General features: G+C 59.5%; 25 protein-coding genes, 4 tRNA genes and 1 pseudogene. 25 read left to right on the top strand and 5 right to left on the bottom strand.

What is annotated here, in order from left to right; translation table 11 throughout:
• The first annotated feature begins 73 nt into the window (after nt 1-73).
• The 6 genes from AC3IT9_RS22055 to pyrF all read left to right on the top strand — a co-directional run bounded on the left by AC3IT9_RS22055 (nt 74) and on the right by pyrF (nt 5,230).
• Nucleotides 74-880: an alpha/beta fold hydrolase gene (locus tag AC3IT9_RS22055; RefSeq protein WP_489271026.1), complete on the top strand. Its 807-nt coding sequence runs from the start codon at nt 74-76 to the stop codon at nt 878-880.
• On the top strand, nt 877-1,731 hold the full coding sequence (locus tag AC3IT9_RS22050; RefSeq protein WP_489271025.1) for an alpha/beta hydrolase: 855 nt from the start codon (nt 877-879) through the stop codon (nt 1,729-1,731). The genes AC3IT9_RS22055 and AC3IT9_RS22050 overlap by 4 nt, the downstream gene beginning before the upstream one ends.
• Nucleotides 1,732-1,781: 50 nt before the next feature.
• Nucleotides 1,782-2,441: a glutathione S-transferase family protein gene (locus tag AC3IT9_RS22045; protein WP_423504096.1), complete on the top strand. Its 660-nt coding sequence runs from the start codon at nt 1,782-1,784 to the stop codon at nt 2,439-2,441.
• A gap of 8 nt (nt 2,442-2,449) precedes the next feature.
• The gene (locus AC3IT9_RS22040; protein WP_489271024.1) at nt 2,450-3,256 is read left to right on the top strand and encodes a DUF4892 domain-containing protein; all 807 of its coding nucleotides are present in this window, start codon (nt 2,450-2,452) and stop codon (nt 3,254-3,256) included.
• Nucleotides 3,257-3,325: 69 nt separating this feature from the next.
• Nucleotides 3,326-4,381 (top strand): AI-2E family transporter, encoded by a 1,056-nt coding sequence (locus AC3IT9_RS22035; RefSeq protein ID WP_489271023.1) that lies wholly within the window; start codon nt 3,326-3,328, stop codon nt 4,379-4,381.
• Nucleotides 4,382-4,531: 150 nt separating this feature from the next.
• Nucleotides 4,532-5,230: an orotidine-5'-phosphate decarboxylase gene (gene pyrF / locus AC3IT9_RS22030; RefSeq protein WP_008016546.1), complete on the top strand. Its 699-nt coding sequence runs from the start codon at nt 4,532-4,534 to the stop codon at nt 5,228-5,230.
• A 131-nt stretch (nt 5,231-5,361) separates the two neighbouring features.
• Here the strand turns inward: pyrF and AC3IT9_RS22025 are convergent, their stop codons facing one another.
• A complete protein-coding gene (locus AC3IT9_RS22025) occupies nt 5,362-6,366 on the bottom strand; it encodes an NADP-dependent oxidoreductase (protein WP_489271022.1) in 1,005 nt (334 codons plus the stop codon).
• 236 nt (nt 6,367-6,602) lie between these two features.
• On the opposite strand from AC3IT9_RS22025, the gene AC3IT9_RS22020 reads away from it, so the two are divergent.
• The 4 genes and pseudogenes from AC3IT9_RS22020 to AC3IT9_RS22005 all read left to right on the top strand — a co-directional run bounded on the left by AC3IT9_RS22020 (nt 6,603) and on the right by AC3IT9_RS22005 (nt 11,104).
• Nucleotides 6,603-7,364, top strand: coding sequence for an SDR family oxidoreductase (locus tag AC3IT9_RS22020; RefSeq protein WP_353741444.1), 762 nt, complete (start codon nt 6,603-6,605; stop codon nt 7,362-7,364).
• 281 nt (nt 7,365-7,645) lie between these two features.
• Nucleotides 7,646-9,031 (top strand): aminotransferase-like domain-containing protein, encoded by a 1,386-nt coding sequence (locus tag AC3IT9_RS22015; RefSeq protein WP_489271021.1) that lies wholly within the window; start codon nt 7,646-7,648, stop codon nt 9,029-9,031.
• 108 nt (nt 9,032-9,139) lie between these two features.
• A pseudogene (locus AC3IT9_RS22010) lies at nt 9,140-10,243 on the top strand (HAMP domain-containing protein); the annotation flags it as partial.
• Nucleotides 10,223-11,104 (top strand): methyl-accepting chemotaxis protein, encoded by an 882-nt coding sequence (locus AC3IT9_RS22005; protein WP_412070973.1) that lies wholly within the window; start codon nt 10,223-10,225, stop codon nt 11,102-11,104. The pseudogene AC3IT9_RS22010 and the gene AC3IT9_RS22005, both read left to right, overlap by 21 nt.
• 60 nt (nt 11,105-11,164) lie before the next feature.
• Here AC3IT9_RS22005 and AC3IT9_RS22000 read toward each other — a convergent pair whose 3' ends face one another.
• Nucleotides 11,165-11,923, bottom strand: a complete 759-nt coding sequence (locus tag AC3IT9_RS22000; RefSeq protein ID WP_191629447.1) for a hypothetical protein — start codon at nt 11,921-11,923, stop codon at nt 11,165-11,167.
• Between the two features lie 384 nt (nt 11,924-12,307).
• Here AC3IT9_RS22000 and AC3IT9_RS21995 point away from each other — a divergent pair.
• From AC3IT9_RS21995 to AC3IT9_RS21980, 4 genes are all read left to right on the top strand, one after another.
• Nucleotides 12,308-12,383 (top strand) — tRNA-Glu (locus AC3IT9_RS21995).
• 2 nt (nt 12,384-12,385) lie between these two features.
• A tRNA-Gly gene (locus AC3IT9_RS21990) sits at nt 12,386-12,461 on the top strand.
• Nucleotides 12,462-12,565: 104 nt separating this feature from the next.
• Nucleotides 12,566-12,641 (top strand) — tRNA-Glu (locus AC3IT9_RS21985).
• A 3-nt stretch (nt 12,642-12,644) separates the two neighbouring features.
• Nucleotides 12,645-12,720, top strand: a tRNA-Gly gene (locus tag AC3IT9_RS21980).
• Nucleotides 12,721-12,778: 58 nt separating this feature from the next.
• Here AC3IT9_RS21980 and AC3IT9_RS21975 read toward each other — a convergent pair.
• Nucleotides 12,779-13,648, bottom strand: coding sequence for an AraC family transcriptional regulator (locus AC3IT9_RS21975; protein ID WP_151214641.1), 870 nt, complete (start codon nt 13,646-13,648; stop codon nt 12,779-12,781).
• A 404-nt stretch (nt 13,649-14,052) separates the two neighbouring features.
• On the opposite strand from AC3IT9_RS21975, the gene AC3IT9_RS21970 reads away from it, so the two are divergent.
• From AC3IT9_RS21970 to AC3IT9_RS21920, 11 genes are all read left to right on the top strand, one after another.
• Complete coding sequence (locus AC3IT9_RS21970) at nt 14,053-14,256, top strand: Flp family type IVb pilin (protein ID WP_008003669.1); 204 nt, start codon at nt 14,053-14,055, stop codon at nt 14,254-14,256.
• A gap of 193 nt (nt 14,257-14,449) precedes the next feature.
• Nucleotides 14,450-14,974, top strand: a complete 525-nt coding sequence (locus AC3IT9_RS21965) for an A24 family peptidase (protein WP_489271020.1) — start codon at nt 14,450-14,452, stop codon at nt 14,972-14,974.
• A 2-nt stretch (nt 14,975-14,976) separates the two neighbouring features.
• On the top strand, nt 14,977-16,305 hold the full coding sequence (locus AC3IT9_RS21960) for an ATP-binding protein (protein ID WP_489271019.1): 1,329 nt from the start codon (nt 14,977-14,979) through the stop codon (nt 16,303-16,305).
• A 15-nt stretch (nt 16,306-16,320) separates the two neighbouring features.
• On the top strand, nt 16,321-17,145 hold the full coding sequence (cpaB, locus tag AC3IT9_RS21955) for a Flp pilus assembly protein CpaB (RefSeq protein WP_489271018.1): 825 nt from the start codon (nt 16,321-16,323) through the stop codon (nt 17,143-17,145).
• Nucleotides 17,146-17,220: 75 nt separating this feature from the next.
• Nucleotides 17,221-18,546 carry a TadE/TadG family type IV pilus assembly protein gene (locus AC3IT9_RS21950; RefSeq protein ID WP_489271017.1) on the top strand — a complete coding sequence of 442 codons (1,326 nt, stop codon included), beginning with the start codon at nt 17,221-17,223 and terminating at the stop codon, nt 18,544-18,546.
• An 8-nt stretch (nt 18,547-18,554) separates the two neighbouring features.
• Nucleotides 18,555-19,034 (top strand): TadE/TadG family type IV pilus assembly protein, encoded by a 480-nt coding sequence (locus AC3IT9_RS21945; RefSeq protein ID WP_489271016.1) that lies wholly within the window; start codon nt 18,555-18,557, stop codon nt 19,032-19,034.
• A complete protein-coding gene (locus tag AC3IT9_RS21940) occupies nt 19,034-19,528 on the top strand; it encodes a TadE/TadG family type IV pilus assembly protein (RefSeq protein WP_489271015.1) in 495 nt (164 codons plus the stop codon). Before AC3IT9_RS21945 ends, AC3IT9_RS21940 begins: the two co-directional genes overlap by 1 nt.
• Nucleotides 19,522-20,742 (top strand): AAA family ATPase, encoded by a 1,221-nt coding sequence (locus AC3IT9_RS21935; RefSeq protein WP_489271014.1) that lies wholly within the window; start codon nt 19,522-19,524, stop codon nt 20,740-20,742. Before AC3IT9_RS21940 ends, AC3IT9_RS21935 begins: the two co-directional genes overlap by 7 nt.
• Nucleotides 20,743-20,745: 3 nt before the next feature.
• Nucleotides 20,746-22,188 (top strand): TadA family conjugal transfer-associated ATPase, encoded by a 1,443-nt coding sequence (locus AC3IT9_RS21930; protein WP_489271013.1) that lies wholly within the window; start codon nt 20,746-20,748, stop codon nt 22,186-22,188.
• Nucleotides 22,185-23,171, top strand: a complete 987-nt coding sequence (locus AC3IT9_RS21925; RefSeq protein WP_489271012.1) for a type II secretion system F family protein — start codon at nt 22,185-22,187, stop codon at nt 23,169-23,171. The genes AC3IT9_RS21930 and AC3IT9_RS21925 overlap by 4 nt, the downstream gene beginning before the upstream one ends.
• Before the next feature lie 29 nt (nt 23,172-23,200).
• Nucleotides 23,201-24,163, top strand: coding sequence for a type II secretion system F family protein (locus AC3IT9_RS21920; protein WP_489271011.1), 963 nt, complete (start codon nt 23,201-23,203; stop codon nt 24,161-24,163).
• Between the two features lie 287 nt (nt 24,164-24,450).
• On the opposite strand, the gene AC3IT9_RS21915 is transcribed toward AC3IT9_RS21920, so the two are convergent.
• Nucleotides 24,451-24,720 (bottom strand): DUF3613 domain-containing protein, encoded by a 270-nt coding sequence (locus AC3IT9_RS21915; protein WP_489271010.1) that lies wholly within the window; start codon nt 24,718-24,720, stop codon nt 24,451-24,453.
• A gap of 18 nt (nt 24,721-24,738) precedes the next feature.
• Entirely contained in the window at nt 24,739-25,452 is a 714-nt protein-coding gene (locus tag AC3IT9_RS21910; RefSeq protein ID WP_489271009.1) for a tetratricopeptide repeat protein, read from the bottom strand.
• Nucleotides 25,453-25,535: the final 83 nt, after the last annotated feature.

Here is a 25,535-nt window from a genome sequence, read left to right as displayed (position 1 = left end):
GCAGTTACGGTCATTGCTGCAAGATGTTTCTTTGCGGACAATCAGCCTTTGTTTCGCTCATGGATTTGCAGGTATGTCGCAACAGATCTTTTTCGCCCACGCCAATGGTTTTCCTTCGGGGACCTACGGCAAGTTGTTTGCGGCGCTGGCACCCGAGTTTCAGGTGACGCATCTGGAGCAGCACGCCCACGACCCGCGTTTCCCGGCGGACGACAACTGGTACAACCTGGTGGATGAACTGATCCATCACCTGCAACAACAGGCCGAGCCCGTGTGGGGCGTCGGTCACTCCTTCGGTGGCGTGCTGCACCTGCATGCGGCCTTGCGCTGCCCCGAGTTGTATCGCGGGGTGGTGATGCTCGACTCGCCAGTGCTGAGCCGAACCGACCAATGGGTCATACGGGCGGCCAAACGCTTCGGTTTTATCGACCGCTTGACCCCGGCCGGTCGTACCCTGGGTCGCCGTGAAGAATTCGCCGACCTGGAAAGCGCCCGGAAGTATTTCGCCGGTAAAACCCTGTTCCGCGGCTTCGACCCGGAATGCTTCGATGCCTACCTGCAACATGGCTTGCACCAGGTCGGCGACAAGCTGCGCCTGCGGTTCGACCCGGCCACGGAAATCAGCATCTACCGTGGCGTGCCGCACACCAGCCCGGGCAGCACCCGGCAGTTGCAAGTGCCGCTGGCGGTGGTACGCGGGCACAACAGCCGCGTGGTGATGCGCCATCACGCCAGTTCGGTCGACCGCCTGCCGCTGGGCGAGTCGTTGACCATGCCTGGCGGCCACATGTTTCCGCTCGAACGTCCCCTTGATACCGCTGACATGCTCAAAGGCCTGTTCTACCGCTGGGACGGCCGTCGACAACAGGATTGCGCATGAACCACGTCGTCGAAGAGGTCCGCCTGAACCTGCCGCACATCGAACTGGCGGCGCACCTGTTCGGTCCTGAAGACGGATTGCCGGTGATTGCCCTGCATGGCTGGCTGGACAACGCCAACAGCTTTGCCCGTCTGGCGCCCAAACTCAAAGGCTTGCGCATCATCGCGCTGGACATGGCCGGTCACGGTCATTCCGGGCATCGCCCGCCGGGAGCCGGCTACGCCATGTGGGACTATGCCCACGATGTGCTGCAAGTCGCCGAACAGCTTGGACTGCGCAAATTTGCGTTGATGGGGCATTCGATGGGTGCCATCGCTTCGCTGATCATCGCCGGGTCAATGCCTGAGCGGGTCACCCACCTGGCGTTGATCGACGGCATCATTCCTCCTACAGACAAAGGTGAAAACGCTGCCGAGCGCATGGGCATGGCCCTGCAGGCGCAACTGGATTTGCGGGAAAAGCGCAAACCGGTCTACGACACCCTCGACCGTGCCATCGAAGCGCGCATGAAGGGCCTGGTGGCGGTCAGCCGCGAGGCCGCTGAACTGCTGGCTCAGCGTGGCCTGATGCCGGTGCCGGGCGGTTACACCTGGCGCACCGACAATCGCCTCACGCTGCCATCGCCGCTGCGTCTTACCACCGAACAGGCAATGGCCTTCGTCCAGCGGATCAAGTGTCCTGCAACACTGGTGGTTGCCGCCGACGGCATGCTCGCCAAACACCCGGAATTGCTGGAGCGTCTACCCTTTAGCCGGGAACAGCTGCCAGGCGGCCACCATTTGCACCTGAATGACGAGTCCGGTGCCGAGCTTGTCGCAGACTGTTTCAATCGGTTTTTCGCCATTCCTTGACTTGCGCCGGGCAACTGTCGAGGCTTGGCGGGTTGAAATGGGAGACAACCATGATAGATCTCTACACCGCTGCGACCCCGAATGGCCACAAGGTCTCTATCGTGCTCGAGGAACTCGGCCTGCCCTACACGGTGCATGCCCTGAGTTTCGACAAGAAGGAACAGAAGTCCACGGACTTCCTCAAGATCAACCCCAATGGCCGGATTCCGGCGATTGTCGATCGTGCCAATGGCGATTTCGCCGTGTTCGAATCCGGCGCCATCTTGATTTACCTCGCTGAACAGACCGGCAAACTGATGCCTTCCGATCCGAAGGGCCGTTCGCTGGTATTGCAGTGGCTGATGTTCCAGATGGGCGGGATCGGCCCGATGCAGGGTCAGGCCAACGTGTTCTTCCGCTACTTTCCGGAAAAGCTCCAGGGCGCCATCGACCGCTATCAGCATGAAACCCGTCGCCTCTACGAAGTGCTCGACACGCGGTTGCAAAGCGTGGAGTTCCTCGCCGATCAGTACAGCATTGCCGACATCGCCACATTTCCCTGGGTGCGCGGCTACGAGTGGTCGGGCGTCTCGGTGGAGGGCTTGACGGCGTTGCAACGCTGGATGGCGACCATGGAGGCCCGGCCGGCGGTGCAGCGTGGTCTGCAAGTACCGCAACGCGCCGATGAAGCCAGTGTCATCAAGGGCGCCCAGGCCATGCTGATCCGATGAGTCTATCCATGCGTTCATTCAGTTTGCTGGTGCTGGGCAGTTTCAGTCCCTTGTTGTTCGCCGCCGATGTTCCGGGCAGTCAGGATCTGCCGATAGTGCCGCGCATGGTCGACGCCCAGATTGTCGACTATCGCCCCGCCGCCGAACTGGAGCGGATCTACCCGTTGGGCTCGATCCGTAAAATCAGTGGCCAGTTACGTTTCGACGGTCAGGTCAGTGCCCGCGGCAACGTCACTTCGGTGACCTACGAGTTGCCACCGGAGCATTCATCCATCCAGGCGTTCACTGCTGCCCGCGAGGCTTTGCAACAGCAGGGCGCCGGGTTGCTCTTTTGGTGCCAGGCGCGCGATTGCGGCGAAAGCAGCCTCTGGGCCAATGAAGTCTTCGGCAACGCCAAGCTGTACGGCGCCGACGATCAACAAGCCTATTTGCTGCTGCGACTTGCCGCTCCACGGGACAACACGCTCGTCGCGCTGTACAGCATCACCCGGGGTAATCGCAAAGCCTACTTGCATGTCGAGCAGTTCGACGCTTCGTCACCGCTGGGCGAGTTGTTGCCGACCTCCGCGACCTTGCTGCGTGAACTCAAGAGCACCGGTGAACTCGATTTTCCCACGTTGAACAGCGCACCTGACGAGACCTGGCTACGCCTGATTTCTCGCGGACTGAATCTGGACACCACCTTGCGGGTCAGCATTTCCGGAGCGAACGCCGAAGCCTGGCGTCAGGCACTGATTGCCCAGGGCGTGCGTGCCGCGCGGATGGAAACCGGCAGTGCCGAAGGCTCTGGTCTGCACATCGAGCTATTGCGCTAGGCTGTACCGGGCGAGCGTGCAAGCTGCGTTCGCCTACTCTTTTGCTGACTGACTTTTTCGAGACTTTTGATGATCAATAACGATCGCCTGTTGGTGCAGATCCTGCTCGTGGTGTTGTTCGGCGCGAGCTTCTGGGTGATGGCGCCGTTCTGGTCGGCGATGTTCTGGGGCGCGGTCCTGGCATTTGCCAGTTGGCCGCTGATGCGCTTGCTGACCCGTTGGCTCAATGGCCGCGAGTCGCTGGCGGCGGCATTGCTGACGCTGGGCTGGATGGTGCTGGTAGCGGCACCGCTGGTGTGGCTGGGTTTCAACCTCGCCGATCATGTGCGCGATGCCACCGCATTCATCAAGGATGCGCAGGTCGAGGGGCTGCCCGAAGCACCGGTCTGGCTGGGTTCGATTCCCTTTGTGGGCGAGCGGCTGGTAGGCATCTGGAACAGCATCGATGAGCAGGGCGCGGCGATGATGGTGTCGCTCAAGCCTTATCTGGGGCAGGTGGGTAACTGGTTGCTGGCGCGTAGCGCGCAGATCGGCGGCGGTATTCTCGAACTGACCCTGAGCATCGTCTTCGTGTTCTTTTTCTATCGTGACGGGCCGCGTCTGGCGGCGTTTGTACACACATTGCTGGAGCGGCTGATCGGTCAGCGGGCCGGCTACTACATTGAACTGGTGGCGGGCACGGTACAGCGGGTGGTGAACGGTGTGATCGGCACCGCGGCGGCCCAGGCGATCCTGGCGCTGATCGGGTTCCTGATCGCCGGCGTACCGGGAGCGTTGGTGCTCGGCATCGTGACGTTCATGCTCAGCCTGATCCCGATGGGCCCGCCACTGGTGTGGATTCCGGCGACCGCGTGGCTGGCCTGGAAAGGCGAGTACGGGATGGCCATATTCCTCGGGATCTGGGGCACATTCGTCATCAGCGGTGTCGACAACGTGCTCAAGCCGTACCTGATCAGCCGTGGCGGTAATCTGCCGTTGGTCATCGTGCTGCTTGGGGTGTTTGGCGGGTTGATTGCCTTTGGTTTCATCGGCCTGTTCATTGGCCCGACATTGCTGGCGGTGGCCTACAGCCTGTTGATCGACTGGAGCACCACCCAGGCACGGGTTGAAGATCGTCGGCCCTGAGATTTGTATTCTGCTTGGGGAATTCGACACAATCGCCTCAAGGACTAGTCTTGCCGGAGCCGTCGCGACGATTTACCGATCATCGGGTCCCGCAGCGGCGCTGGTTCCGCTACAATGCGCGCCGATTTCGACTTGCCTGAGAGCCCACTCATGTCCGCCTGCCAGACTCCTATCATCGTCGCCCTGGATTTCCCTACCCGTGACGCCGCACTGAAGTTGGCCGATCAGTTGGACCCGAAGCTGTGCCGGGTCAAAGTCGGCAAGGAGCTGTTCACCAGCTGCGCTTCGGAAATCGTTGGTACCCTGCGCGACAAGGGTTTCGAAGTGTTCCTGGACCTCAAGTTCCACGACATCCCGAACACCACCGCGATGGCCGTCAAGGCGGCTGCGGAAATGGGCGTGTGGATGGTCAACGTGCATTGCTCCGGCGGCCTGCGCATGATGGCTGCGTGCCGTGAAGTGCTGGATCAGCGCACCGGTCCCAAGCCGTTGCTGATCGGCGTGACCGTGCTGACCAGCATGGAGCGTGAAGACCTGGCGGGCATCGGTCTGGACATCGAGCCCCAGGAGCAGGTTCTGCGCCTGGCCGCCCTGGCGGAAAAAGCCGGGATGGACGGCCTGGTGTGCTCGGCCCTGGAAGCCCAGGCGCTGAAAGCGGCGCATCCGTCGCTGCAACTGGTGACCCCGGGGATTCGTCCGGCGGGCAGCGCCCAGGACGATCAGCGCCGCATTCTGACGCCACGTCAGGCGCTGGATGCAGGTTCCGACTATCTGGTGATCGGCCGTCCGATCAGCCAGGCGGCGGATCCAGCGAAGGCGTTGGCTTCGGTTGTGGCTGAACTCGCTTAAACACCGCTAAACCTGTGGGAGCGAGCTTGCTCGCGATGAGGGAGGGTCAGTGACGTCAATGGCGCCTGACACTCCGCTATCGCGAGCAAGCTCGCTCCCACAGTGGTTTTGTGGTCACTTCAACTGTTGAGTCAAACCTTCAACACCAACTTCCCGAAATTCTCGCCGCTGAACAATTTCATCAACGTCTCCGGGAAAGTCTCCAGTCCTTCGACGATGTCTTCCTTGCTCTTGAGCTGCCCCTTGGCGATCCAGCCGGCCATTTCCTGGGCGGCGCTGGCGTATTGGGCGGCGTAGTCCATCACCACAAATCCTTCCATGCGCGCACGGTTGACCAGTAGTGACAGGTAGTTGGCCGGCCCCTTGACCGCTTCCTTGTTGTTGTACTGGCTGATGGCACCGCAAATCACCACCCGCGCCTTCATGTTCAGGCGGCTCAACACCGCGTCGAGAATATCGCCACCCACGTTATCGAAATACACGTCGACGCCTTTCGGGCACTCGCGCTTGAGGCCAGCGAGGACGTCTTCGCTCTTGTAGTCGATAGCGCCATCGAAGCCCAGTTCATCGATCAGGAACTTGCACTTGTCGGCGCCGCCTGCGATGCCGACCACCCGGCAGCCTTTGATCTTGGCGATCTGCCCGGCAATGCTGCCCACGGCGCCAGCCGCGCCCGACAGCACCACGGTGTCACCGGCCTTCGGAGCGCCGACGTCGAGCAGGGCGAAGTACGCCGTCATCCCGGTCATCCCCAGTGCGGACAAGTAACGTGGAAGCGGTGCCAGTTTCGGATCGACCTTGTAGAAGCCTCGCGGCTCGCCGAGGAAAAAATCCTGCACGCCCAGGGCGCCATTGACGTAATCCCCGACCGCGAACCCCGGGTTGTTCGAGGCAATGACTTTGCCCACACCCAAGGCGCGCATCACTTCGCTGAGCCCGACCGGCGGGATGTAGGACTTGCCCTCGTTCATCCAGCCGCGCATGGCCGGGTCCAGGGACAGGTATTCGTTTTGAACCAGGATCTGACCCGCCGCCGGCTCGCCGACCGGTACTTCCTGGTAGGTGAATGTCTCACGGGTCGCCGCGCCAACCGGACGTTTGGCGAGCAGGAATTGGCGATTGGTCTGGGAGGTCATGGCAGGCACTCAAGATGAATGAAGCTTTGTTGATAGCCGGTCAGCGACGATGTCGCAAGTTCGGCTGATGCGGCGAATGCAGGTTGATCCAGTGCAGTGATAGTTGGTACGGCAGTTCCATCACTGCAACTCATGGGCACCCAACCGGAGCCTTGATAGTGCTGCCGTGTTCAAGACCTCCATGGCTAGACTGGCCCTACGCGATTCCCCGCATTCTTCTTTTCGAGGACATAACAATGAGCATGACGTTTTCCGGCCAGGTGGTCGTGGTGACAGGCGGGGCGGCCGGTATTGGCCGCGCGACCGCCGAGGCATTTGCCGCCGAGGGCCTGAAGGTCGTGGTGGCCGATATGGACGTGGCGGGCGGCGAGGGCACGGTGGCGCTGATTCGTACCGCCGGTGGTGAAGCGACCTTCGTGCGCTGCAACGTTACCCTGGAAAGCGATGTAAAAAATCTGATGGAGGAGGTGATCAATACTTACGGTCGCCTCGACTATGCCTTCAACAATGCCGGCATTGAAATCGAGAAAGGCAAATTGGCCGAAGGTACGCTCGACGAGTTCGACGCGATCATGGGCGTCAACGTCAAAGGCGTCTGGCTGTGCATGAAATACCAGTTGCCGCTGCTGTTGGCGCAAGGGGGCGGCGCGATCGTCAATACGGCATCGGTGGCCGGCCTCGGGGCAGCGCCGAAAATGAGCATCTACGCAGCCTCCAAGCATGCGGTGATCGGCCTGACCAAGTCGGCGGCCATTGAATACGCCAAGAAGAAGATCCGGGTCAACGCAGTGTGCCCGGCGGTGATCGACACGGATATGTTCCGCCGCGCTTATGAAGCCGACCCGAAAAAAGGCGAGTTCGCCAACGCCATGCATCCGGTCGGTCGCATCGGCAAGGTCGAAGAGATCGCCAGCGCGGTGCTGTACCTGTGTAGCGATGGGGCGGCGTTCACGACCGGCCATTCGCTGGCGGTGGATGGCGGCGTTACTGCGTTCTAAAAAGCGCCACACGGATTTACGAGTACACACGGCACCTGTGGGAGCGGCGGTGCGGCGATCCGACTTGCTCGCGAAGGCGTCGTGTCAGTCGATATCACTGTTGCCTGACACACTGCTTTCGCGAGCAAGCCCGCTCCCACTTTTTTTGGGGTTCCGTTAAAGGGCCATGCAATGTGTTTCAAATGATTAGAACAAAGGATTTTGGCGGCGTTGTCGCACATGTTTTCGAACACTCCTGTGATTAACTGCTTCTCGCAAAATCAACAGGAGTTTGCTTGCTCATGGAATTGAGAATCGACCGACAGGCGCTGGTGCCCGTCGTACAGCAAATTGTTGACGCGCTGACCTGCTGGCTTCATTCCAGCGGGGTATTGCCCGGTACGCGCCTGCCTTCGGTGCGACAGATCGCGCGGATCAATTTGCTCAGTCAGTTAAGTGTCGCTCAGGCCTGTGAACGCCTGGTGACGCAGGGGATGCTGGTGTCCGGCCATGGGGCCGGCTATACGGTTGCCGACCCGGCATTGGCCGCGGGCGCAAAGCATGAGCCTGCGTGGTTCGAGGGGGCTGAGCCTGAGTGCGGGCCTTTTTCGAGTGAATTGAGGCTGGGCTGTGGCGGGCTGCCTGAAAGCTGGCGCGAGACCGACGATCTGATTTACGCGATTCGGCAAGTCAGTCGTACCGATACGGCCAGCCTGTTCAACTACAGCACGCCGCTGGGATTGCCAGCCTTGCGACAACAGATACTCAAGCGCCTCAGGCAACTGGATATCCCGGTGCAGGACAGCCGGATCATGACCACGGCGGGGGCCAGTCAGGGACTCGACCTGGTTGTGCGGACACTGTTCAAGGCCGGTGACTGTGTAGTCGTGGAGAGTCCCGGTTATCCGGTGCTGTTCGATCTGCTCAGGCTGCACGGCATCCACATGGTCGAGGTGCCGCGAACACCACGCGGGCCGAACGTTGAAGTGCTCGAATCGGTGCTGGTCAAACACCGGCCTCAAGGGCTGTTCATCAATAGCTTCTATCACAACCCGACCGGCAGCAGCCTTGCACCGGTGGTGGCGCGCCGCTTGCTGCAACTGGCCAGGACCTTTGGCGTGCAGGTGATCGAAGACGACGTTTATGCGGACTTGCACAGCGGTTCCGGTATGCGACTGGCTGCGCTGGACGACAACGTGATCTACGTGGGCAGCTATTCCAAGACCCTCAGCAGTTCCTTGCGGGTCGGTTTCGTGGTGGCCGGTTCCGAAGTCATTACGCGTCTGGCCGAGGTCAAGATGATCAGTGGCATGGGCGCCTCACGATTTTGCGAGTCGGTGCTGGCGTGCCTGTTGGCTAACGGTGCCTACGGCAACCTGGTGCAGCGTCAGCGCCAACGCTTGAGCAGCGGCCGGCTGGCGGTGTTGCAATTGCTCGAAGATGCCGAATGGGAGGTTTTCGGCAAGCCGACGGGAGGCCTGTTCATCTGGGCGCGATCACGAATGTCTGACTTCGATAAGGTGCGGACCCAGGCACGGCGTCTGGGTGTACTGCTGTCGTCGAAGACCGCCTTCAACCCCTCGGGTGAGGCCAGTGACTGGCAGCGTATCAACGTGGCCTATGCCTGCGACCCGCGTGCCCGTGCGCTCTTTCAGGCCACCGCCCGGGATCGACCTCAAGCGTTCTGAAAACGACGTTGATGTAGCTTTTTGCCATTATTCAGGCGCCAGAGCCTTGTGTTGCTACTGGCCCGTTGCGAATCTGCGACTACAGACTTTGGCAGGGGACTAAGTGCAATGAATTCGGCCGTGCAAGGACGTTTTGCCAACCTCGGTATGGCGAAAAAACTGGGTGTCGGGTTTGTCCTGGTGCTGTTGTTGACTGCACTGGTGGCGGGGATTGGTGTCTGGTCCCTGCAAACCATCAGCCAGCGCTTCGACGGGCTCAAGCAAATGTCATCGCTCAACAGCGGTTTGCTCAAGGTGCGGCTACTGGAGCGGGAGTACGCCTTGCACGGCAATCCGAAAACCGTCGATGCCCTGCACGAGGGCGTCGATGGCCTGATCGCTCTGGCCGGCCAGCTCAAGGCCGCGTCTGCGGCCAACGTGCCGGTGATGAATGATGTCGAACAGTCCCTGGGGGCCTATCGCAAGGCCTTCGACGAGTTTGTCTCGCTCACCCAGGCCAAGGACCTGGCGCTGGAAATGGCCAGTTGGTCGGTGTCCAGCGTGGCCAATAATCTTGATGTATTGCAATCCGGACTCGCCGATGACGGCGCCTATACGCTGAAGGATTCCGAAGGCAAGGACGGTGCGCAATTCATCGAGCAGGCCAGCCAGGTCAGCCAGGTTTCACGCTTGATGCTGCAAGCCATGAATGAAGCACGCGTGCGTCTGGATCAAAGTCGCAAAGGCGACGACAGCGCCGGGCAGGGCAAGATCGAACAGGCGAGCCAGGCATTGGCCCAGGCCGAGCAGCTCAAGACCACGGTCAAGGATGAGGGTTACCAGACCGTCCTCAATGAGGTGACGGGCCATATCGCCAGTTTCAGTGACAAGCTCGCCGAGTACACCGGCCTGCTGGAACAGGAAAAAACCGTCTATCAACAATTACACCAGCGCGCATCCCAAGTGGTCGAGCGGGTGGATCAGGCTTATGTCGCGCAAGACCAGGCGATGCAGGCTGAACTGAAAAAGAACTCGCTGCTGATCATTGGCTCTTCCGCCTTGGCCCTGCTGGTCGGGCTGGTTGCCGCGTGGTTCATCACCCGGTTGATCGTGGCACCGCTGCGCCGTGTGATTCAGGTGGCGCAGCAGATTGCCTCGGGGGATTTGAGTGCGACCATTGACGTGACCCGCCGTGACGAAATCGGTCAGCTGATGCAGGCAATGCAGCAAATGGGCGCGGGGCTCAGTCATATTGTCAGCGGCTTGCAGTCGGGTATCGAGCAGTTGGCGACTTCCGCCCAATCGCTGTCGACGGTGACTGAACAGACCAACCTCGAAGTCAGCACGCAGAAAGAGGAAACCGAACAGGTCGCCACCGCAATGAATCAGATGACGGCCACGGTGCATGATGTCGCGCGCAATGCGGAAGAAGCGGCCCTGGCCGCGCAAACGGCTGACGGCAAGGTTGAAAGCGGTCAGCAGGTGGTGCGCCAGAGCATGGCGCGGATCGAGCAATTGGCGGATTCGGCCACCTCGGCCAGTTCGAGCATCGAAAGCCTGAGTGCGGAAATCCAGAACATCGGCACAGTGTTGAGTGTGATCAAAAGCGTGGCGGAGCAGACCAACCTGCTGGCATTGAACGCGGCGATCGAGGCGGCCCGGGCCGGCGAGCAGGGCAGGGGCTTTGCCGTGGTGGCCGATGAAGTGCGTGCGTTGGCCAAGCGAACCCAGCAATCGACTGAGGAAATCGAACGCCTGGTCAGCGCTTTGCGCTCGGCGGCGCAGTCGTCGGTGCAGCAGATCCAGAGCAGTGGCGAGTTGGTGAAGCTGGCGGTCAGCGATGCCTTGCAGACCGAGAGTGCGCTGGGAAGCATTGCGGCGGCGGTATCCTTGATCCAGCAGATGAACCAGCAGATCGCCGCGGCGGCCGAGGAACAGAGCTCGGTGGCCGAGGAGATCAACCGCAGTGTCACCAGTATTCGCGCCAGTGCCGATCAGTCATCGCTGGCGATGCAGGGCAATGCAGCATCCAGTATTCAGTTGGCGCAACTGGGGGTTGAGTTGAAGGGGATGGTGGGGCATTTCAGGCTTTGAAATGATCATCGGCCCGGCCCTACAAAAGCCACCTCTCGGTGGCTTTTGTGTTTTCGCTGATCAGTCGTAGATCGCTTTCTTTTTCCAGTCCGCATCGGCCTCGACGTCTTTGAGGCCTTCGGTCAACGGGTTGACCTCGCCTTCGACCGGCGCGATGCGATCCATGACCTGGTCGTTGGCGCGGGCCAGGAGTTTTTCCAGGTACTCCAGTTGCTCGGCGTAGACCTGTGGTTCCTGCTGTTTGCGCAGGTATTGCACGCCGCGTTCGAATGCCAGGCGGGCCTGTCCGGGCTGGTTCTGTTGCAGGGAATGCTGGCCAAGGTTGTTGAAGAACTCGATGTGCAGCAGCACGAGGATGTGGCGCACCTCACGAATCCAGCGCTTGGCTTCGTTGGGCGGCAAGAAGCCGTCCTGTGCCGCGCGGGTAATCTGGCCGTGCAGGGCTTCGAGCAGGAAGCGGACATCCTTGGCCTTGGCTTCGGTCTGGATCGGTGCAGGCGGATTGTTGACCGGGATGGATTCACCCTGGCCGACAAGGGCCTCCAGTTCGGCGATCCGTGCCTTGAGGTTGGCGCTGGATTTTTCCAGGTTAAGCAGGCGCTGGCAGACGTTCAGTTCCAGGCGGGCCAACAGTAGCTTGATTGCCGGGGTCATCAGCTGGCCGGGGAACGTCTCGGTGATTTCGCCGCAGCGTCGCAGGCGATCGTTGAGCTCGATCTTGGTACGGGCCTTTTCCAGCTTGTTGTTTTCCACCACATGGTTCATGTAGCCAATGGCGATCAACAGGGCGATCCCGGCTACGACTAGCAGGGTGATCATGAGTGGCGTCACCGGTAAGACCTCTTTATAGGTTACGCATGCGAGTCTGGTGGCTTGGCATTTGAGCAACCAGGCCCGCACGACGGGTTGGATCGGACATGCTTGTGCTTATATCGGCCGGAGCCCCGTTTCTATGAATGATGGCACTCGACATACAAATTGCCATCATTGGGTGGACTATAACGTCTTGGCGGGTGCCAGAATATAAGCGTCAAACACCGGGCAGCGGAAAACCGCAACGGCTCCCAAAAGCAGGGTGAAGTCATTGATTTAAATAAATTTATATCAGGGGGTTGACGACATCTCAATCCATCCATAGAATGCGCGCCACTTGCAGCGTAAAGCACACAGCGAAACGAAGCAGGGAGTGAATGTAGTATGTGTGTCCCCTTCGTCTAGTGGCCTAGGACACCGCCCTTTCACGGCGGTAACAGGGGTTCGAGTCCCCTAGGGGACGCCAATGCGGGAATAGCTCAGTTGGTAGAGCACGACCTTGCCAAGGTCGGGGTCGCGAGTTCGAGTCTCGTTTCCCGCTCCAATTTTAAACAGCGTTGCTTTCGGGCAGGGCTGAGTGAAACCAGAACCAAGTCTTCGGATGCGGCTCTGGACACCGAAACACACACCATGTGTTCCGGGTAGCGTGTCCCCTTCGTCTAGTGGCCTAGGACACCGCCCTTTCACGGCGGTAACAGGGGTTCGAGTCCCCTAGGGGACGCCATTTGCGGGAATAGCTCAGTTGGTAGAGCACGACCTTGCCAAGGTCGGGGTCGCGAGTTCGAGTCTCGTTTCCCGCTCCATATTTAACGAAAACGCCGCTCATTGAGCGGCGTTTTTGTGTGCGCGTAAAAAACCGGATCAACTGCTGAGGCTTTGGACCAGGCTTTCGAGCGCTTCAGTGGTTTTCTCATCCTGCACCGGTTGCGTAGCGGCAGCCGCTTTGATTTGGCGTGCCAGGCGGTATTCGCTGGGCGTGCAGTTTGCGAACTGCTTGAAGGCACGGGCGAAGTAGGAAGGATCCTTGAAGCCGGCCTCATAGCCGATGCTGGTAATCGGCATCTGGCTATTGTCGAGCAGATCTTTGGCGAAGTTCATGCGCTTGTCCAGGATGTAATCCGTGAAGCCAAGCCCATTGGCTTCCTTGAACAGGCGGCTGAAGCGAAATGTCGTCATGCCGCAGCGCTGCGCCAATTCCCTCTGATCGATGCTGTCTCGAAAGTGCTGTTCGATGTACAGCATGACATTGCTCAGCGCCTGGTGTTTTTGGTGTCCTGAGGTCCGACGGATGCTGTCCGGCAGGGTCGGGGAGTGGTCGATCTGCGATGACTTGCCCCGGCCGTTGGCATTTCGGCGCAGCTCGCAGAGCTGCACCACCGCCGTCAGGTAACGATTCTTCTCGGTGGTCGAGAGCGGGAGCACCATGTATTCCCATACGCTGGAGCGCATGGCCCATACGGCCAGTTCCTCCGAGTGCTGCACGGTGAACATGGTGATCGGGATGCTGGGGGTGGTGCGTTTGATCTCCAGCAATAGCCTCAAACCTGGGGTGTCGGGGCGATCAAAATGGACGCAGATCATGTCTGCCGGTTCCGCGATGGGCAACACGGAGTTTTTCGCCAGTTTGCAGTCGCAGGTACCCTCGAACTGCGCGACGAGTTCTTTCGTGGACCGATCATGAGTCAGATCGAACCACAGGAGCGATGGCCTTTTGGTCAAGTTGGACGTCATGTCTCTACTCTGGGGTTCTTGGTGACTCACTTCGCTAGTATTGCCAATGTGCTATCACCTTGCAGATTTAATCCCGATAGGAAAGACGGTTTTTAGTTCTATTCGCTCTATGGGTTGCCTGGAAGGCAGCCCGGGCGAGTGTTTGTTGGTGTGCTTTCGACAAACCGCGTTTAACCGCTTGTCGCTTGTGAATCAATGACAATTGCCTTTGCGTTTCAATGCCTTGTTTACCCCCTCCGTTACTTCTGCAAAGGCCAATACGCCGTATTTGGCCGCCCCGCAAAAAAGTCCTAACGATGTGCAAAATCTTCCTAACGCCAATGCCTGCTCCCTGACTAGGGTTGCATCAGGCAGCACAGAAAGTACTGCCTCAGAAAAAACAACATTCGAGTGAGGTGGGCAAAATGATCATGCAAACAATCAAGGCTTCGGTAGTGAAGTTCATCCAGGACGAAGATGGCCTGACCGTTGTGGAATACGCGGTAGCCGGCGGGTTGGTTACGGCACTTGTCGTCGGATTGTTCACGGTTCTTGGTACTGAGGTTAAGACCAAAATTCAGGCACTGTGCGATGCGCTCAAGGGGGCCGCCTGCGTCCCAGCAGCTTAATTCCCGCCGGGGAGGACCGTCGATGTCCATGGGGCAGCCGGTTGCCGCTATTTCTGATAGGGCGCCGGCAACCTTCTTAATGGACTTCGCGTTGTCCTTGTCAATTTGTGTAGGGAGCGCAATCACTGCGCTGTTCCAGGCCGCCAACTGCAATATTGCGTGCTAACGATTAATACCCGCAGGGAGACATGCCATGTCCACGGAACTGCTCTCGATGGTTTTACTGATAGGACTTTTGGGCGTGGCGGTGGTGAGTGATCTGCTTCGCCACCGTATTCCCAACATGCTGGTCCTGGTGGGTCTTGCCTTGGGATTGATCGGTCAAATGCATTCAGACGGTGTCAGCGGATTGGGTGACAGCCTGCTGGGCATCCTGATCTGTTTTGCGCTGTTTCTGCCGATGTACGCCTTCGGTGGCATGGCTGCCGGTGACGTCAAGTTGATGGCCATGGTCGGCAGTTTTCTACCGTTCCAGCTCGCGTTGTGGGCTGCAATGTTCAGCCTTATAGCCGGTGGTGTATGCGGTTTAATGATCGTGCTGTTTCGCGGTCAATTACGTCAGACCATGGGACGCTATTTGCTGATTTTAAGGGCGCAGTCTTATCTGGCGCCAACTTCAGATGAAGTAGCCGGCAAGCCTTTCCCATATTCGATTGCAATATTGATCGGCACTTTAAACAGCATCTACTGGCAAGTTGCCGGTGGATTCGGAGGTTAGACATGCACGTCATCGTCGATAGTGATGCCTACCCCAGCGATCGGAACGCGGTGCAACGCCTGGCTCCTCAGCCCTGCACTATCCGCGAAACCGGCCTGACCGATAGTTTTCTCGGCGAATTGGTGTGCAAGCATTTGTTTGATGCCGGTGTGCTGGACATGTCGCGGCTGGTGGAACGCCTGGCGCTGACCGGCGCGGTACTTGAAGAGGTCCTGGCGTTTCTGCGCAAAGATGGCCGTGTCGAAGTGCTGGGCCAGGCGAGTCAAACGGGCGGGCAGATGCTGCGTTATGGCCTGACCGAACGTGGTCGCAGTGTCGCCCGCGATGCTCTGTCGCGCAGCGGCTATATCGGTGCGGCCCCCTTCCCGGTGAGTACTTACCGGTCCCTGATCAAACTACAGACCATTCACCATGGTCGCATCAACGCCAACGATATGCACAATGCCCTTGCTGGCGTAGTGCTCACGGAGGAGATGCTCGATCAGTTGGGTGTGGCGATGAACTCCGGGCGCGCGATCATGATTTATGGCCCCGCGGGTACCGGCAAGACTTATGTCAGCAGTCGACTGATCCGTCTGTTCGCCGAGGCCATCTGGGTCCCTCATGCCATCGTCATCAATGAGTCGGTGATCGAGATCTATGACCCGCAGGTGCATCAGCGGCTCGATGAAAATGTTCAACAGAACAGTCTGATGCTCAACGAAGGGATCGACCGTCGACTGCTGCGCTGCAAACGCCCGATCGTCATCACGGGTGGTGAGTTGAGCATGGAGCAGCTGGACGTTCGCTATGACCCCTTCACCCGTCAATACCAGGCCGCCTTGCAGCTCAAGGCCAGCAATGGCCTGTTCATCATCGACGACATGGGGCGCCAGCGCATGGCACCCGCCGAGCTGTTCAATCGCTGGATCGTCCCGATGGAAGAGAAACGCGATTTCCTCAACCTGGGCGGCGGTCGGCATTGCGAGTTGCCGTTCGATCTGATTCTGGTGTTTTCCACCAACCTCAATCCCTTGGAACTGGCCGATGAGGCCTTCCTTCGCCGGATTGGCTACAAGCTGCAATTCGGTTACCTGAAGCCCGAGGAGTACGAAAAGATCTGGCGTATGGAAAGCGAGCGTCTGGGTATTTCCTATGACCCGCTATTGGTGCGTTATGTGCTGCAAAGGCTTTATGCAAGTGAAGGCATGCCCCTGGTGCCCTGCCATCCCCGAGATCTCCTGAACATGGCGCTCGATCGCCAGCGTTATATCGGCGGTTCCGGACCACTGTCACCGAAAGAGTTGGAATGGGCCTGGCACAACTACTTCGTCCAGCTCAACTTTCTTTGATACGGAGATACTGACATGAGTTCTCGTACGCTTACCCTGATAGGCGCTTCCCTGGTCATGGGCCTTGGGGCTGCATGGATGGCCGACTCCTGGCTGAGCGCGCGGCTCAATGCCACCCCGGATGACCACCTTCGTAGCGTGGTAGTCGCCACGGTAGAGATTCCATTCGGGCAGATGGTCGAGGCCCAGCAGGTCACGACCGTACGCATGCCCATGGATACGATCCCGGACGATGCCTTCGATGCCAGCGAAAAAACCGTGGGCAAGATCGCAACGTTCGACATTCTGCGGGGTGACATCGTGCGTGGTGCGCGTCTGAGCGAGCACTTGGGGGGCAGCACCCTGGCCTCTTTGATTGCTCCTGACAAACGCGCCATATCGGTACGTGTGGATGATGTGGTCGGTGTCGGCGGATTCCTGTTACCGGGTAACCGGGTCGATGTGCTGGCGACCAAAACCACCAATTCGGGCAGTAACAGCGCCACGTCCAGGACCATCCTCGAGAATTTGCGGGTGTTGGCGGTGGATCAGACTGCGGGTACCGACAAGACGCAACCGGTAGTGGTGCGCGCAGTGACGCTGGAGATGTCGGCCGCTGAAGCGGAAGCCCTGGTCACGGCGCAGACGGAAGGCAAGTTGCAACTGGCGCTGCGTAACCCGCTGAACCTCGAGAAGAAAACCGCGGCCGTTGCGCCTGATGCGCCTGTTGCGCCTGTTGCGCCGGCCATGGCTGTGGCCGCCGTCGCGGAGCCAAAACGCGTGGTACAGCGCAGCAGTGGCGAGGGCGCGGCTATCACCGTTATCCGCGGGACCGAAGCCAAAGAAGTCAGAATTCGCTGACAAGGCGCAACAGGTGCCTGGGCACCAGGGTATTGGCGGAGCCGATCCGGATCAGTATCGGCAATCGAGGGCTTGATGATGAATCTTCGTATTCAGCAGCCGTTCACTTCGACGCCAAGGCGCCAGGAAGGATCGGTGAGTGTATTGATGGTGATCGCGTTGGCGGCGATGGCCATGATGGCGGCGTTGGCTTTGGACGGCGGGCATATGATGCTGAACAAAACGCGCCTGCAGAATGCGGTGGACGCCGCCGCCCTGAGTGGAGCCAGAACCCTGAGTCAGGTGGAGGGTGGCATCAACAGTGCCAGCACGACGCGTACCGCCGCGCTCTTTACGCTGACACAGAATGCCAATGCCACGGGCAACAACGAATTGGCCACGGCGGTCGGCGGCAACGCCGGTGCATTTGCAGTGGTGGAACTGGCAAGCAGTGTCTATGGCCCGTTTTCCTATCCCGGGCCGGCTGATGCCAAATACGTTCGGGTATCGGTACCGAGCTATAACCTGACGGGTTTTTTCTGGAACTTCGCCCAGTCATTAGGCGCCCTGGGGAACAAGGCAGTGGCGGCGATCGCCACCGCGGGACCCAGCCCTACCAGCCCCTGCGATCTCGCGCCTTTGATGGTCTGTGGCGACCCGGCTCAATACAACCCGGGCGGTGGTATGTTCTGGGGCTTCCAGTTTGGTGATTTGAAGGTATTGAAGACGGCTGCCGGCAATAACTCGCCCATTGGTCCAGGCAACTTTCAGTTGCTCGATTTTGGCACGGGCGGCGATGCGATCAGGGAGGAGATGGCCGGAGGCGGCAAGGTCTGCCGCAATGTGGGAGACAACGTGGCGACCGAACCTGGCAACAAGGTCGGCCCTGCGTCTCAAGGCCTGAATACACGCTTCGGCATCTACAACGGCCCGGTCAGTGCCTCGGCCTATCCGCCGGACCTGGTGACCTCGTCCAGTAACCCCGCAATCACTGACGACGGCACAGGCCCGAAGTACCAGGGGCAAACCGTCACCTCGAGCAATGGCACCCTCACGGCGGGCGGCAACGCGATACTGGACTATAACGACTGGCGTACGAGCGTTGCCGCGTGTGTGGCAGGGGCCAGTGGCTGTGAGAGCAATGGGGTGTTCGAGCGCCGGATGCTGAAGATCGTGGTGGGCGACTGCGCCGGGAAAAATAATGGTTCAACCTCGATCCCGGTCCTCGGTTTTGGCTGTTATTTCGTGGTGCAGCCCATGGATGGCGGCGGCGCGGAAGCGGAGATCTTCGGACAGTTCGTGAAGGAGTGCGAAGGCGACAACGTGGCCGGCCCCTCGCCGTCAACCGATTCCGGCCCGCAGATCATTCAGCTCTACAAAACCTATCTCAACGGCAGCGGCACTCCGAGCACTGACTCGTAGGGGGCGTCATGAGACTTCATGGATTTAAACATCGGCAGCACCAGCAAGGCCTGGCCATGGTGGAATTCACCCTCGTCCTGCCGGTGTTGCTGTTGCTGATGCTGGCCTTCGGCGAGTTCGGCCGCATGCTCTATCAGTACAACCTGCTGCTGCAGGCCAGCCGCGATGCCGACCGTTTCGTCGCCAGCCAGGCCTGGAACTCGACGCTGGGTGCGGTCACTCTGAGCGATACGCTACTGACCCAGACGAAAAACGTTGCGGTGTATGGCGTGCCGGCCAACACCGGGACCGCTGTGGTGTCTGGGTTGACGACTGACAACGTGGACGTCGCGGCAGTGGGCACCGACCATGTGCGGGTCACCATCACTTACACGTTCTGCCCGGTGATTGGCGCTGGCAATTGCGCCGGAGCGCTTCCCGGTTTTTTTGGTAATCCGATTGCACTGAGCATTCCGTTGGTCGCCACTACCGTGATGAGGGCGCTGTGATGAATAGAAAACACATGCGCGGTACCTATGTCGTGGAGTTCGCCATCGTTGGTCTGCTGGTGTTCACACTGTTGTTCGGTGTAGTGGAAATGGGCCGCTTGTACTTCACGGTCAATGCGCTGGATGAAGCCGTACGCCGTGGTACGCGCCTGGCGGCGGTATGCAATATCAGCGATCCGGTGGTGTTGCGGCGGGCGATCTTCAATGCCGCGGGCGATGCAGGTAATAGCCAGCTGATCGGCGATCTGGCCACCACCCACCTGACGTTGACCTATCTGGACGTAAACGGTGCACTGGTGGCAAACCCCGCTGATCTGGTCAGCGTCAATGGTTTTCGTGCAATCCGCTATGTCCGGTTGAGTCTGCAAAACTTCGTATTCAATCTGTTCATTCCCGGGTTCGGCGTGCCCATTACCTTGCCTGCATTCAGAGCAACGTTGCCACGCGAAAGTCTCGGGCGTCATTCCGATTCCGGGGAGATCACGCCATGCTGAATACCAAGGACACTCCACTCGCCAGTTCCACCGGCAAAGCCGGGCTCAGGTTGCTGATCAGCAGCCGTGATGCCACGTCGTTGCGTGATCTGCAGAGTGTCTGCCAACGCATGCCCAGCCTGGAGGTGAGTACTCGGCTGGTGAGCAATGGGCATGTCGACCCGCTCTACGGCCTGGACCGGATGCCCGATCTGTTGCTGTTGCGCGTCAGCCACCTGTGGCGTGAAGAGCTGGCGGCACTGTTGCAGCGCCCGGCCCATGAGCGTCCGCCGATGTTGGTGTGCGGTCTGCTGAGCGAACAGGAAGGCATGCGCCTGGCGATGCAGGCCGGCGCCCGTGACGTGCTGCCGGAGCCTGTCGCCGAGACGGAACTGGTCGCCGCCTTGAATCGGCTGGTCATGGAGGTTCGGACCGGCAGTGGGACAGAAGGGAAATTGCTCGCCGTGATCAGCGCCAAGGGCGGATCCGGCGGCACCATGCTGGCTTGCAACCTGGCTCAGCAGCTCAGCATGAAGGGTGGCAGTACACTGTTGCTGGACATGGACCTGCAATTTGGCAGCGTGATGCATTACCTGGATGTAGCGCAGGCGCACAGCCATCTGGAGGTGTTGCATCAGATCGACGGCATGGACAGCGTTGCGTTACGCGGTTTTTGCAGCCACTTCAGCCCGACCTTGCATGTGCTGGGTGGCCGGGCCGGTGAGCTGTGTCTGCCGCAGGATGCTCAACCCGAGCAACTTGATACCCTGATGCAGTTGGCCCGCGCCAGCTATGACTGGGTGGTGATCGATCTGCCGCGGCAAATCGACCACCTCACCGGCTCCGTGCTGGAACAGGTGGATCGGGTGTACGTGGTGGTGCAGCAGAGCGTCAGCCATCTGCGCGATGCCAGCGCCTTGGTGCGGATCCTTCGTGAAGACCTGGGCGTGCGTGGGGATCAATTGCAGATAGTGGTCAACCGCTATGACAAGGCGGCAGCGGTCAGCCTCAAAGATATCGGCGAGGCGCTGCGCTGCACGAACCTGTCGAAATTACCCAACGACTTCAACCTGGTCAGCCAGAGTCAGAACACTGGCGTGCCGTTGGGGCTGCATGCGCCGAAGGCAGCGATCACCGTTGCCCTGCGCAACGTGGCCGATGACCTGGTCGGGAACCAGATGGCTGGAAAAAAAGGCGTGTTCAAACGCGCCTTCAACCGTTTTTTCGGGGGGTGACCCATGATCAGCGACTTTCGTAACCGCTTGCGCAAACAATCCGGTAAACCCGCCACATCGCAGGCTGGCCAGCCGGGTGACGACCTGCCGGATCCGGCAGAGGAAATAATGGCGTGGGAACGTGCAACGCCGGACATTCTTTACGAAACCAGAAGTCAGGTCACCCCGGTAGAAGCCGAGTGGCGAGAAAAGATCTACCAGCAGTTGCTCAAGGTCATGGACCTGTCCATGCTGGACTCCCTGGAACAGGCTGAGGCCACGCGGCAGATTCGCGATATTTGTCAGCGCCTGCTCGATGAGCATTCGGCACCGGTGAGTACTTCCAGCCGCCAGTTGATCATCAAGCAGATCACCGACGAGGTGCTCGGCCTTGGCCCTCTGGAACCGTTGCTGGCCGATCACAGCGTGTCCGACATTCTGGTCAACGGCCATGCCTCGGTCTATGTCGAGCGCTTTGGCAAACTGCAACGCACCGATGTGCGCTTTCGCGATGATCAGCATTTGCTGAACATCATCGACCGCATCGTTTCCAGTCTGGGTCGGCGTATCGACGAGTCCTCGCCATTGGTGGACGCCCGGCTCAAGGACGGTTCGCGGGTCAATGCGATTATCCCGCCGCTGGCCATCGACGGCCCGAGCATATCGATCCGGCGCTTTGCGGTGGACCTGCTCAATACCGACAGCCTGATCCAGGTGGGGACGTTGACTCCGGCCATTGCCCTGCTGCTCAAGGCGATTGTCCGTGGGCGCTTGAACGTGCTGATTTCCGGTGGTACCGGCAGTGGCAAGACCACCATGCTCAATGTCCTGTCCAGTTTCATTCCGCACAACGAGCGGATCGTCACCATCGAAGACTCGGCCGAACTGCAACTGCAGCAGCCCCATGTGGTGCGTCTGGAAACCCGGCCTTCGAATATCGAGGGGCGCGGCGAGGTGAGTCAGCGGGAATTGGTGCGCAACAGCCTGCGGATGCGTCCGGACCGCATTGTGATCGGCGAAGTGCGCGGCGTCGAGGCGCTGGACATGCTGACAGCGATGAACACCGGTCACGACGGCTCGCTGACCACGATCCACGCCAACACCGCGCGCGATGCGTTGGGGCGGGTCGAGAATATGGTGTCGATGACCGGGGCGACCTTCCCGATCAAGGCCATGCGTCAGCAGATCGCATCGGCCATCGATGTGGTGATCCAGCTGGAACGCCAGGAGGACGGCAAGCGCCGCCTGGTCAGCGTGCAGGAGATCAACGGCATGGAAGGCGAGATCATCACCATGACCGAAATCTTCTCCTTCGCGCGCCATGGCATGGGCGAAAACGGCGAGGTACTCGGGGATTATCGACCCAGCGGCATGATCCCCGCCTTCCGCGATGTGCTGGCCAAGCGCGGCATCGAGTTGCCGCTGACGATGTTCAGGCCTGAGTGGATGGAGGCACGGCAGCCATGAACCAGATTCCCGGTGAATTCATTCTGATGTTCCTCGGCATGGTGTTTATCGCCGTCTTCCTCTTGTCTCAGAGCGTGGCGGTGCCGGTATTCGGTGAGGCCGGCAAGATGCGCAAGCGCATCCGCGGCCGCTTGCATGTACTGGAGAAAGCCAACAATCAGCCCAACATGCAGACAGTGTTGCGACAGAAATACCTGACGCGTTTGTCGCCCCTGGAGGCCAGGCTTGAGCAGCTGCCCTTTATGGAAGCATTGACGCAAATGATTGAGCAGTCGGGGCACGAATACCGGGCCTATCGGGTATTGCTGCTCGGGCTGGTGCTGGGTGTCTGGGCGGGCATCTTGATCTGGATGGTTTCGCCAGTCTGGTGGATGGCGCTGGTGGCGGGTTTCGCGGTCTTCTGGTTACCCATACTGAAAATCTCTCGCGACCGTGGCAAGCGTTTCGCTGAGTTCGAGGAGGGCCTGCCGGATGCGCTGGATGCCATGTGCCGCGCTCTGCGCGCCGGGCACCCATTCAACGAAACCCTGCGCCTGGTGGCCGAGGAGCACAGGGGAGCGGTGGCTCATGAGTTCGGCCTGACTTTCTCCGATATCAACTATGGCAACGATGTGCGTCGGGCCATGCTCGGCCTGCTGGAGAGGATGCCGAGCATGACGGTGATGATGCTGGTGACCTCGATCCTCATCCATCGCGAGACCGGCGGTAATCTGACCGAGGTGCTGGAGCGTCTGAGTCGGCTGATTCGCGGGCGCTTCCGCTTTCAGCGCAAAGTCAAAACCCTGTCGGCGGAAGGGCGCATGTCGGCCTGGGTGCTGGTGGCGATTCCCTTCGTGCTGGCGATCGCGATCATACTCACCACCCCCAGTTACATGCCTGTGCTGATCAATGATCCCATGGGCCGCAAGCTGATCATCGGGGCGTTCTGCGCCATGTTGATCGGGATTTTCTGGATACGCAAAATCATCCGGATTCAGGTTTAAGCGGTATTCGCTACCGGGAGGTACAGGTCATGGACTTTTTGCTCGGGTTGTTCAGTCGGGTCACGGCAAACGAGGAGATGGCGCGTCTGTTGTTCATTGCCGTGATCGGTTTGAGTACGGTGCTTGCGGTTGTCGCCGTGATCTTGCTGATGATGGGGCTTCAGGATCCGGTGCAGCGTCGTCTGGCGCTGATCAAGCGTGGTCATTTAGGCAACACGAGCGGGCAGGAAGCTCCGGGTAATTTGCAACTGTTGCTGGAGCGGGTCGGCCAGCGCTTTGGCTCGGCCGAATCGGCTCAGACGTCCGTCACCCAGACCCTGTTGATGCATGCGGGATACCGTTCCTCGTCGGCGGTGCAGATGTACTGGGCGGTACGCTTGATGTTGCCGCTGTTATTGATCGGTATTACGTTGCTGCTGTTGCCGATGATTCCCAAGGTTTCCTTGATCATGGGGCTGCTGTTGGTGGTCTTGGTGGCCGGCATCGGATGGCTGCTGCCGGGACTATATGTCGCCAAGCGCAAGCAGTTGCGACAAGGTCGGCTGCGTGCTGCGTTTCCGGATGCGCTGGATCTGATGGTGGTGTGCGTGGAGTCGGGCCTGGCCCTGCCCACGACCATCGAACGGGTGGCTGAGGAGATGTCGGTCAGTCAGGTCGAACTGGCTGAAGAACTGGCCTTGGTCAATGCGCAAATCCGCGCGGGCATTTCCAGTACCGAGGCGCTCAAGCAACTGGCCTTACGCACTGGCCTGGATGACGTGCAAGGGCTGGTCAGTCTGTTGTCACAAAGTATCCGCTTCGGTACCAGCGTGGCCGACACCTTGCGCATCTATGCCGATGAATTTCGTGACCGGCGTATGCAGGCCGCCGAAGAGATGGGGGCGAAAATCGGTACCAAGTTGGTATTTCCGCTGATTTTCTGTCTATGGCCGAGCTTCTTTCTGGTCGCTATCGGCCCCGCCATGATTGGGGTACTCAAAGCATTCGGGTGAGGTAAGACGGCCGGAGCCTGTCGAGCGCGATGGCCTTGCCATCCGAGCCTGATCTGCACTTGATCTACACATCTCCCGCAGGTTGCGATCTTTTGATTTTTCTGGCAGGCAATTCGTTGCCTGGGCCTTTAATTCAAAAGATCGCAGCCTGCGGCAGCTTCGGGGGTAATTTGGTAAGGATTGGATAATGTGTAGATACCACTGCTTTCCTGCACACGACATCAAGCCCGGCTTTGCAGCCAGGCTACTCTGGACGACACCAGAGGCTGATCACCCATCGACATGCCTCAGTCGCCGATGGTCATTTGTCCCGCTGCATCCTGGTTATAAAATTCCGGAATCGGGTAGTTGAAGCTATTCAGCCAGCGCTGCATGGCCAGGTCACGTTCGGTGGCCGAAGCGGTTTGCAGTTTAGGGGAAGCAACCACACCGCGAATCTGCAGCTGCAACCACTGTTCGGTGCCTTGTTGATACGGCGAAGCGGGGCCCGGCTCAATGGCCCAGGCAGTGGTGGACAGGCAAGCCATGCACACGATCAACAGTCGTTTGGTATTCATCTCGACTCCTCATACGTTCTACTTGTTCGCACTGGTAGAGGCATCGGCTACCTCAGCCCTGCGATTGCCATCGGTAGCCACCACTTTTGTGGCGGAGGCCTTGAGTTTTTCCGCGCGGGTTTGAGCCTCTACGACTTGCTTGGGGCTCAAGTCGGCGCGGGTCACGAGTTCGGCGGCCGCCTTCCAGTTATCCTGGTAGATCAGCAACGTCACCATATTGAGTGCCGCCAGTGTGTTTGCCTGCTTGAGCTCCATGGCGGTCATGAACTCAAAGCGTGCTTCAGGGATCCGTCGCTGATTGAGGTAGACGACCCCCAGGTCATTGCGCATCCTGTCGTCGGTGGGGGCCATCTTCACCGCACGCTCAAGGTGAGTGGCAGCGCTGGCGTTATCATTTTTGGCGGCGGCCAGCTGGCCCAGGCCATGCTCCCCTTCAGCCACCAGACAGGTGCCGAGCAAACCTTCGTACAACGGCTGTGCGTCGCCGCTACGCCCCATCAAGCGCAGTACCCGAGCCTTGCGCAGGCGAACCTGGACCAGGTTATCGGGCAAACCTTCAAGATTCGCCAGGCTGGCATACAAACGGCCTTCGTCGGCCATGTTGTCGGCCAGGTTCAGGGCCAGTTCTTGCTCCGAATCGGGCTTGGCACAGCTGGCCGGTCGCGAAGACAGGCCATTGCTGGCACAACCTGCGAGCATTAATGTCGCCGCTATTGCTATGACTGCTTTCATCGAAGGTCCCCTGGCTGCAACACGTTGAACGCCTGGCCAATGGCAATAAGGCTGGCCCGGCAAGCGTGCAAAGTCACCGTTAC

Source organism: Pseudomonas sp. KH_046_1 (assembly GCF_057839025.1).
The sequence above is the reverse complement of the archived record's forward strand: the minus strand, read 5'-3'. Positions and strand labels throughout refer to the sequence as shown.

What these genes read in the sequence shown, in the direction of transcription:
- AC3IT9_RS22055 (WP_489271026.1), top strand. Translation starts at nt 74, where the DNA reads ATGTCGCAACAGATCTTTTTCGCCCACGCCAATGGTTTTCCTTCGGGG.
- AC3IT9_RS22050 (WP_489271025.1), top strand. Translation starts at nt 877, where the DNA reads ATGAACCACGTCGTCGAAGAGGTCCGCCTGAACCTGCCGCACATCGAA.
- AC3IT9_RS22045 (WP_423504096.1), top strand. Translation starts at nt 1,782, where the DNA reads ATGATAGATCTCTACACCGCTGCGACCCCGAATGGCCACAAGGTCTCT.
- AC3IT9_RS22040 (WP_489271024.1), top strand. Translation starts at nt 2,450, where the DNA reads ATGCGTTCATTCAGTTTGCTGGTGCTGGGCAGTTTCAGTCCCTTGTTG.
- AC3IT9_RS22035 (WP_489271023.1), top strand. Translation starts at nt 3,326, where the DNA reads ATGATCAATAACGATCGCCTGTTGGTGCAGATCCTGCTCGTGGTGTTG.
- pyrF (WP_008016546.1), top strand. Translation starts at nt 4,532, where the DNA reads ATGTCCGCCTGCCAGACTCCTATCATCGTCGCCCTGGATTTCCCTACC.
- AC3IT9_RS22025 (WP_489271022.1), bottom strand. Translation starts at nt 6,366, where the DNA reads ATGACCTCCCAGACCAATCGCCAATTCCTGCTCGCCAAACGTCCGGTT.
- AC3IT9_RS22020 (WP_353741444.1), top strand. Translation starts at nt 6,603, where the DNA reads ATGAGCATGACGTTTTCCGGCCAGGTGGTCGTGGTGACAGGCGGGGCG.
- AC3IT9_RS22015 (WP_489271021.1), top strand. Translation starts at nt 7,646, where the DNA reads ATGGAATTGAGAATCGACCGACAGGCGCTGGTGCCCGTCGTACAGCAA.
- AC3IT9_RS22005 (WP_412070973.1), top strand. Translation starts at nt 10,223, where the DNA reads ATGCAGGCAATGCAGCAAATGGGCGCGGGGCTCAGTCATATTGTCAGC.
- AC3IT9_RS22000 (WP_191629447.1), bottom strand. Translation starts at nt 11,923, where the DNA reads ATGATCACCCTGCTAGTCGTAGCCGGGATCGCCCTGTTGATCGCCATT.
- AC3IT9_RS21975 (WP_151214641.1), bottom strand. Translation starts at nt 13,648, where the DNA reads ATGACGTCCAACTTGACCAAAAGGCCATCGCTCCTGTGGTTCGATCTG.
- AC3IT9_RS21970 (WP_008003669.1), top strand. Translation starts at nt 14,053, where the DNA reads ATGATCATGCAAACAATCAAGGCTTCGGTAGTGAAGTTCATCCAGGAC.
- AC3IT9_RS21965 (WP_489271020.1), top strand. Translation starts at nt 14,450, where the DNA reads ATGTCCACGGAACTGCTCTCGATGGTTTTACTGATAGGACTTTTGGGC.
- AC3IT9_RS21960 (WP_489271019.1), top strand. Translation starts at nt 14,977, where the DNA reads ATGCACGTCATCGTCGATAGTGATGCCTACCCCAGCGATCGGAACGCG.
- cpaB (WP_489271018.1), top strand. Translation starts at nt 16,321, where the DNA reads ATGAGTTCTCGTACGCTTACCCTGATAGGCGCTTCCCTGGTCATGGGC.
- AC3IT9_RS21950 (WP_489271017.1), top strand. Translation starts at nt 17,221, where the DNA reads ATGATGAATCTTCGTATTCAGCAGCCGTTCACTTCGACGCCAAGGCGC.
- AC3IT9_RS21945 (WP_489271016.1), top strand. Translation starts at nt 18,555, where the DNA reads ATGAGACTTCATGGATTTAAACATCGGCAGCACCAGCAAGGCCTGGCC.
- AC3IT9_RS21940 (WP_489271015.1), top strand. Translation starts at nt 19,034, where the DNA reads ATGAATAGAAAACACATGCGCGGTACCTATGTCGTGGAGTTCGCCATC.
- AC3IT9_RS21935 (WP_489271014.1), top strand. Translation starts at nt 19,522, where the DNA reads ATGCTGAATACCAAGGACACTCCACTCGCCAGTTCCACCGGCAAAGCC.
- AC3IT9_RS21930 (WP_489271013.1), top strand. Translation starts at nt 20,746, where the DNA reads ATGATCAGCGACTTTCGTAACCGCTTGCGCAAACAATCCGGTAAACCC.
- AC3IT9_RS21925 (WP_489271012.1), top strand. Translation starts at nt 22,185, where the DNA reads ATGAACCAGATTCCCGGTGAATTCATTCTGATGTTCCTCGGCATGGTG.
- AC3IT9_RS21920 (WP_489271011.1), top strand. Translation starts at nt 23,201, where the DNA reads ATGGACTTTTTGCTCGGGTTGTTCAGTCGGGTCACGGCAAACGAGGAG.
- AC3IT9_RS21915 (WP_489271010.1), bottom strand. Translation starts at nt 24,720, where the DNA reads ATGAATACCAAACGACTGTTGATCGTGTGCATGGCTTGCCTGTCCACC.
- AC3IT9_RS21910 (WP_489271009.1), bottom strand. Translation starts at nt 25,452, where the DNA reads ATGAAAGCAGTCATAGCAATAGCGGCGACATTAATGCTCGCAGGTTGT.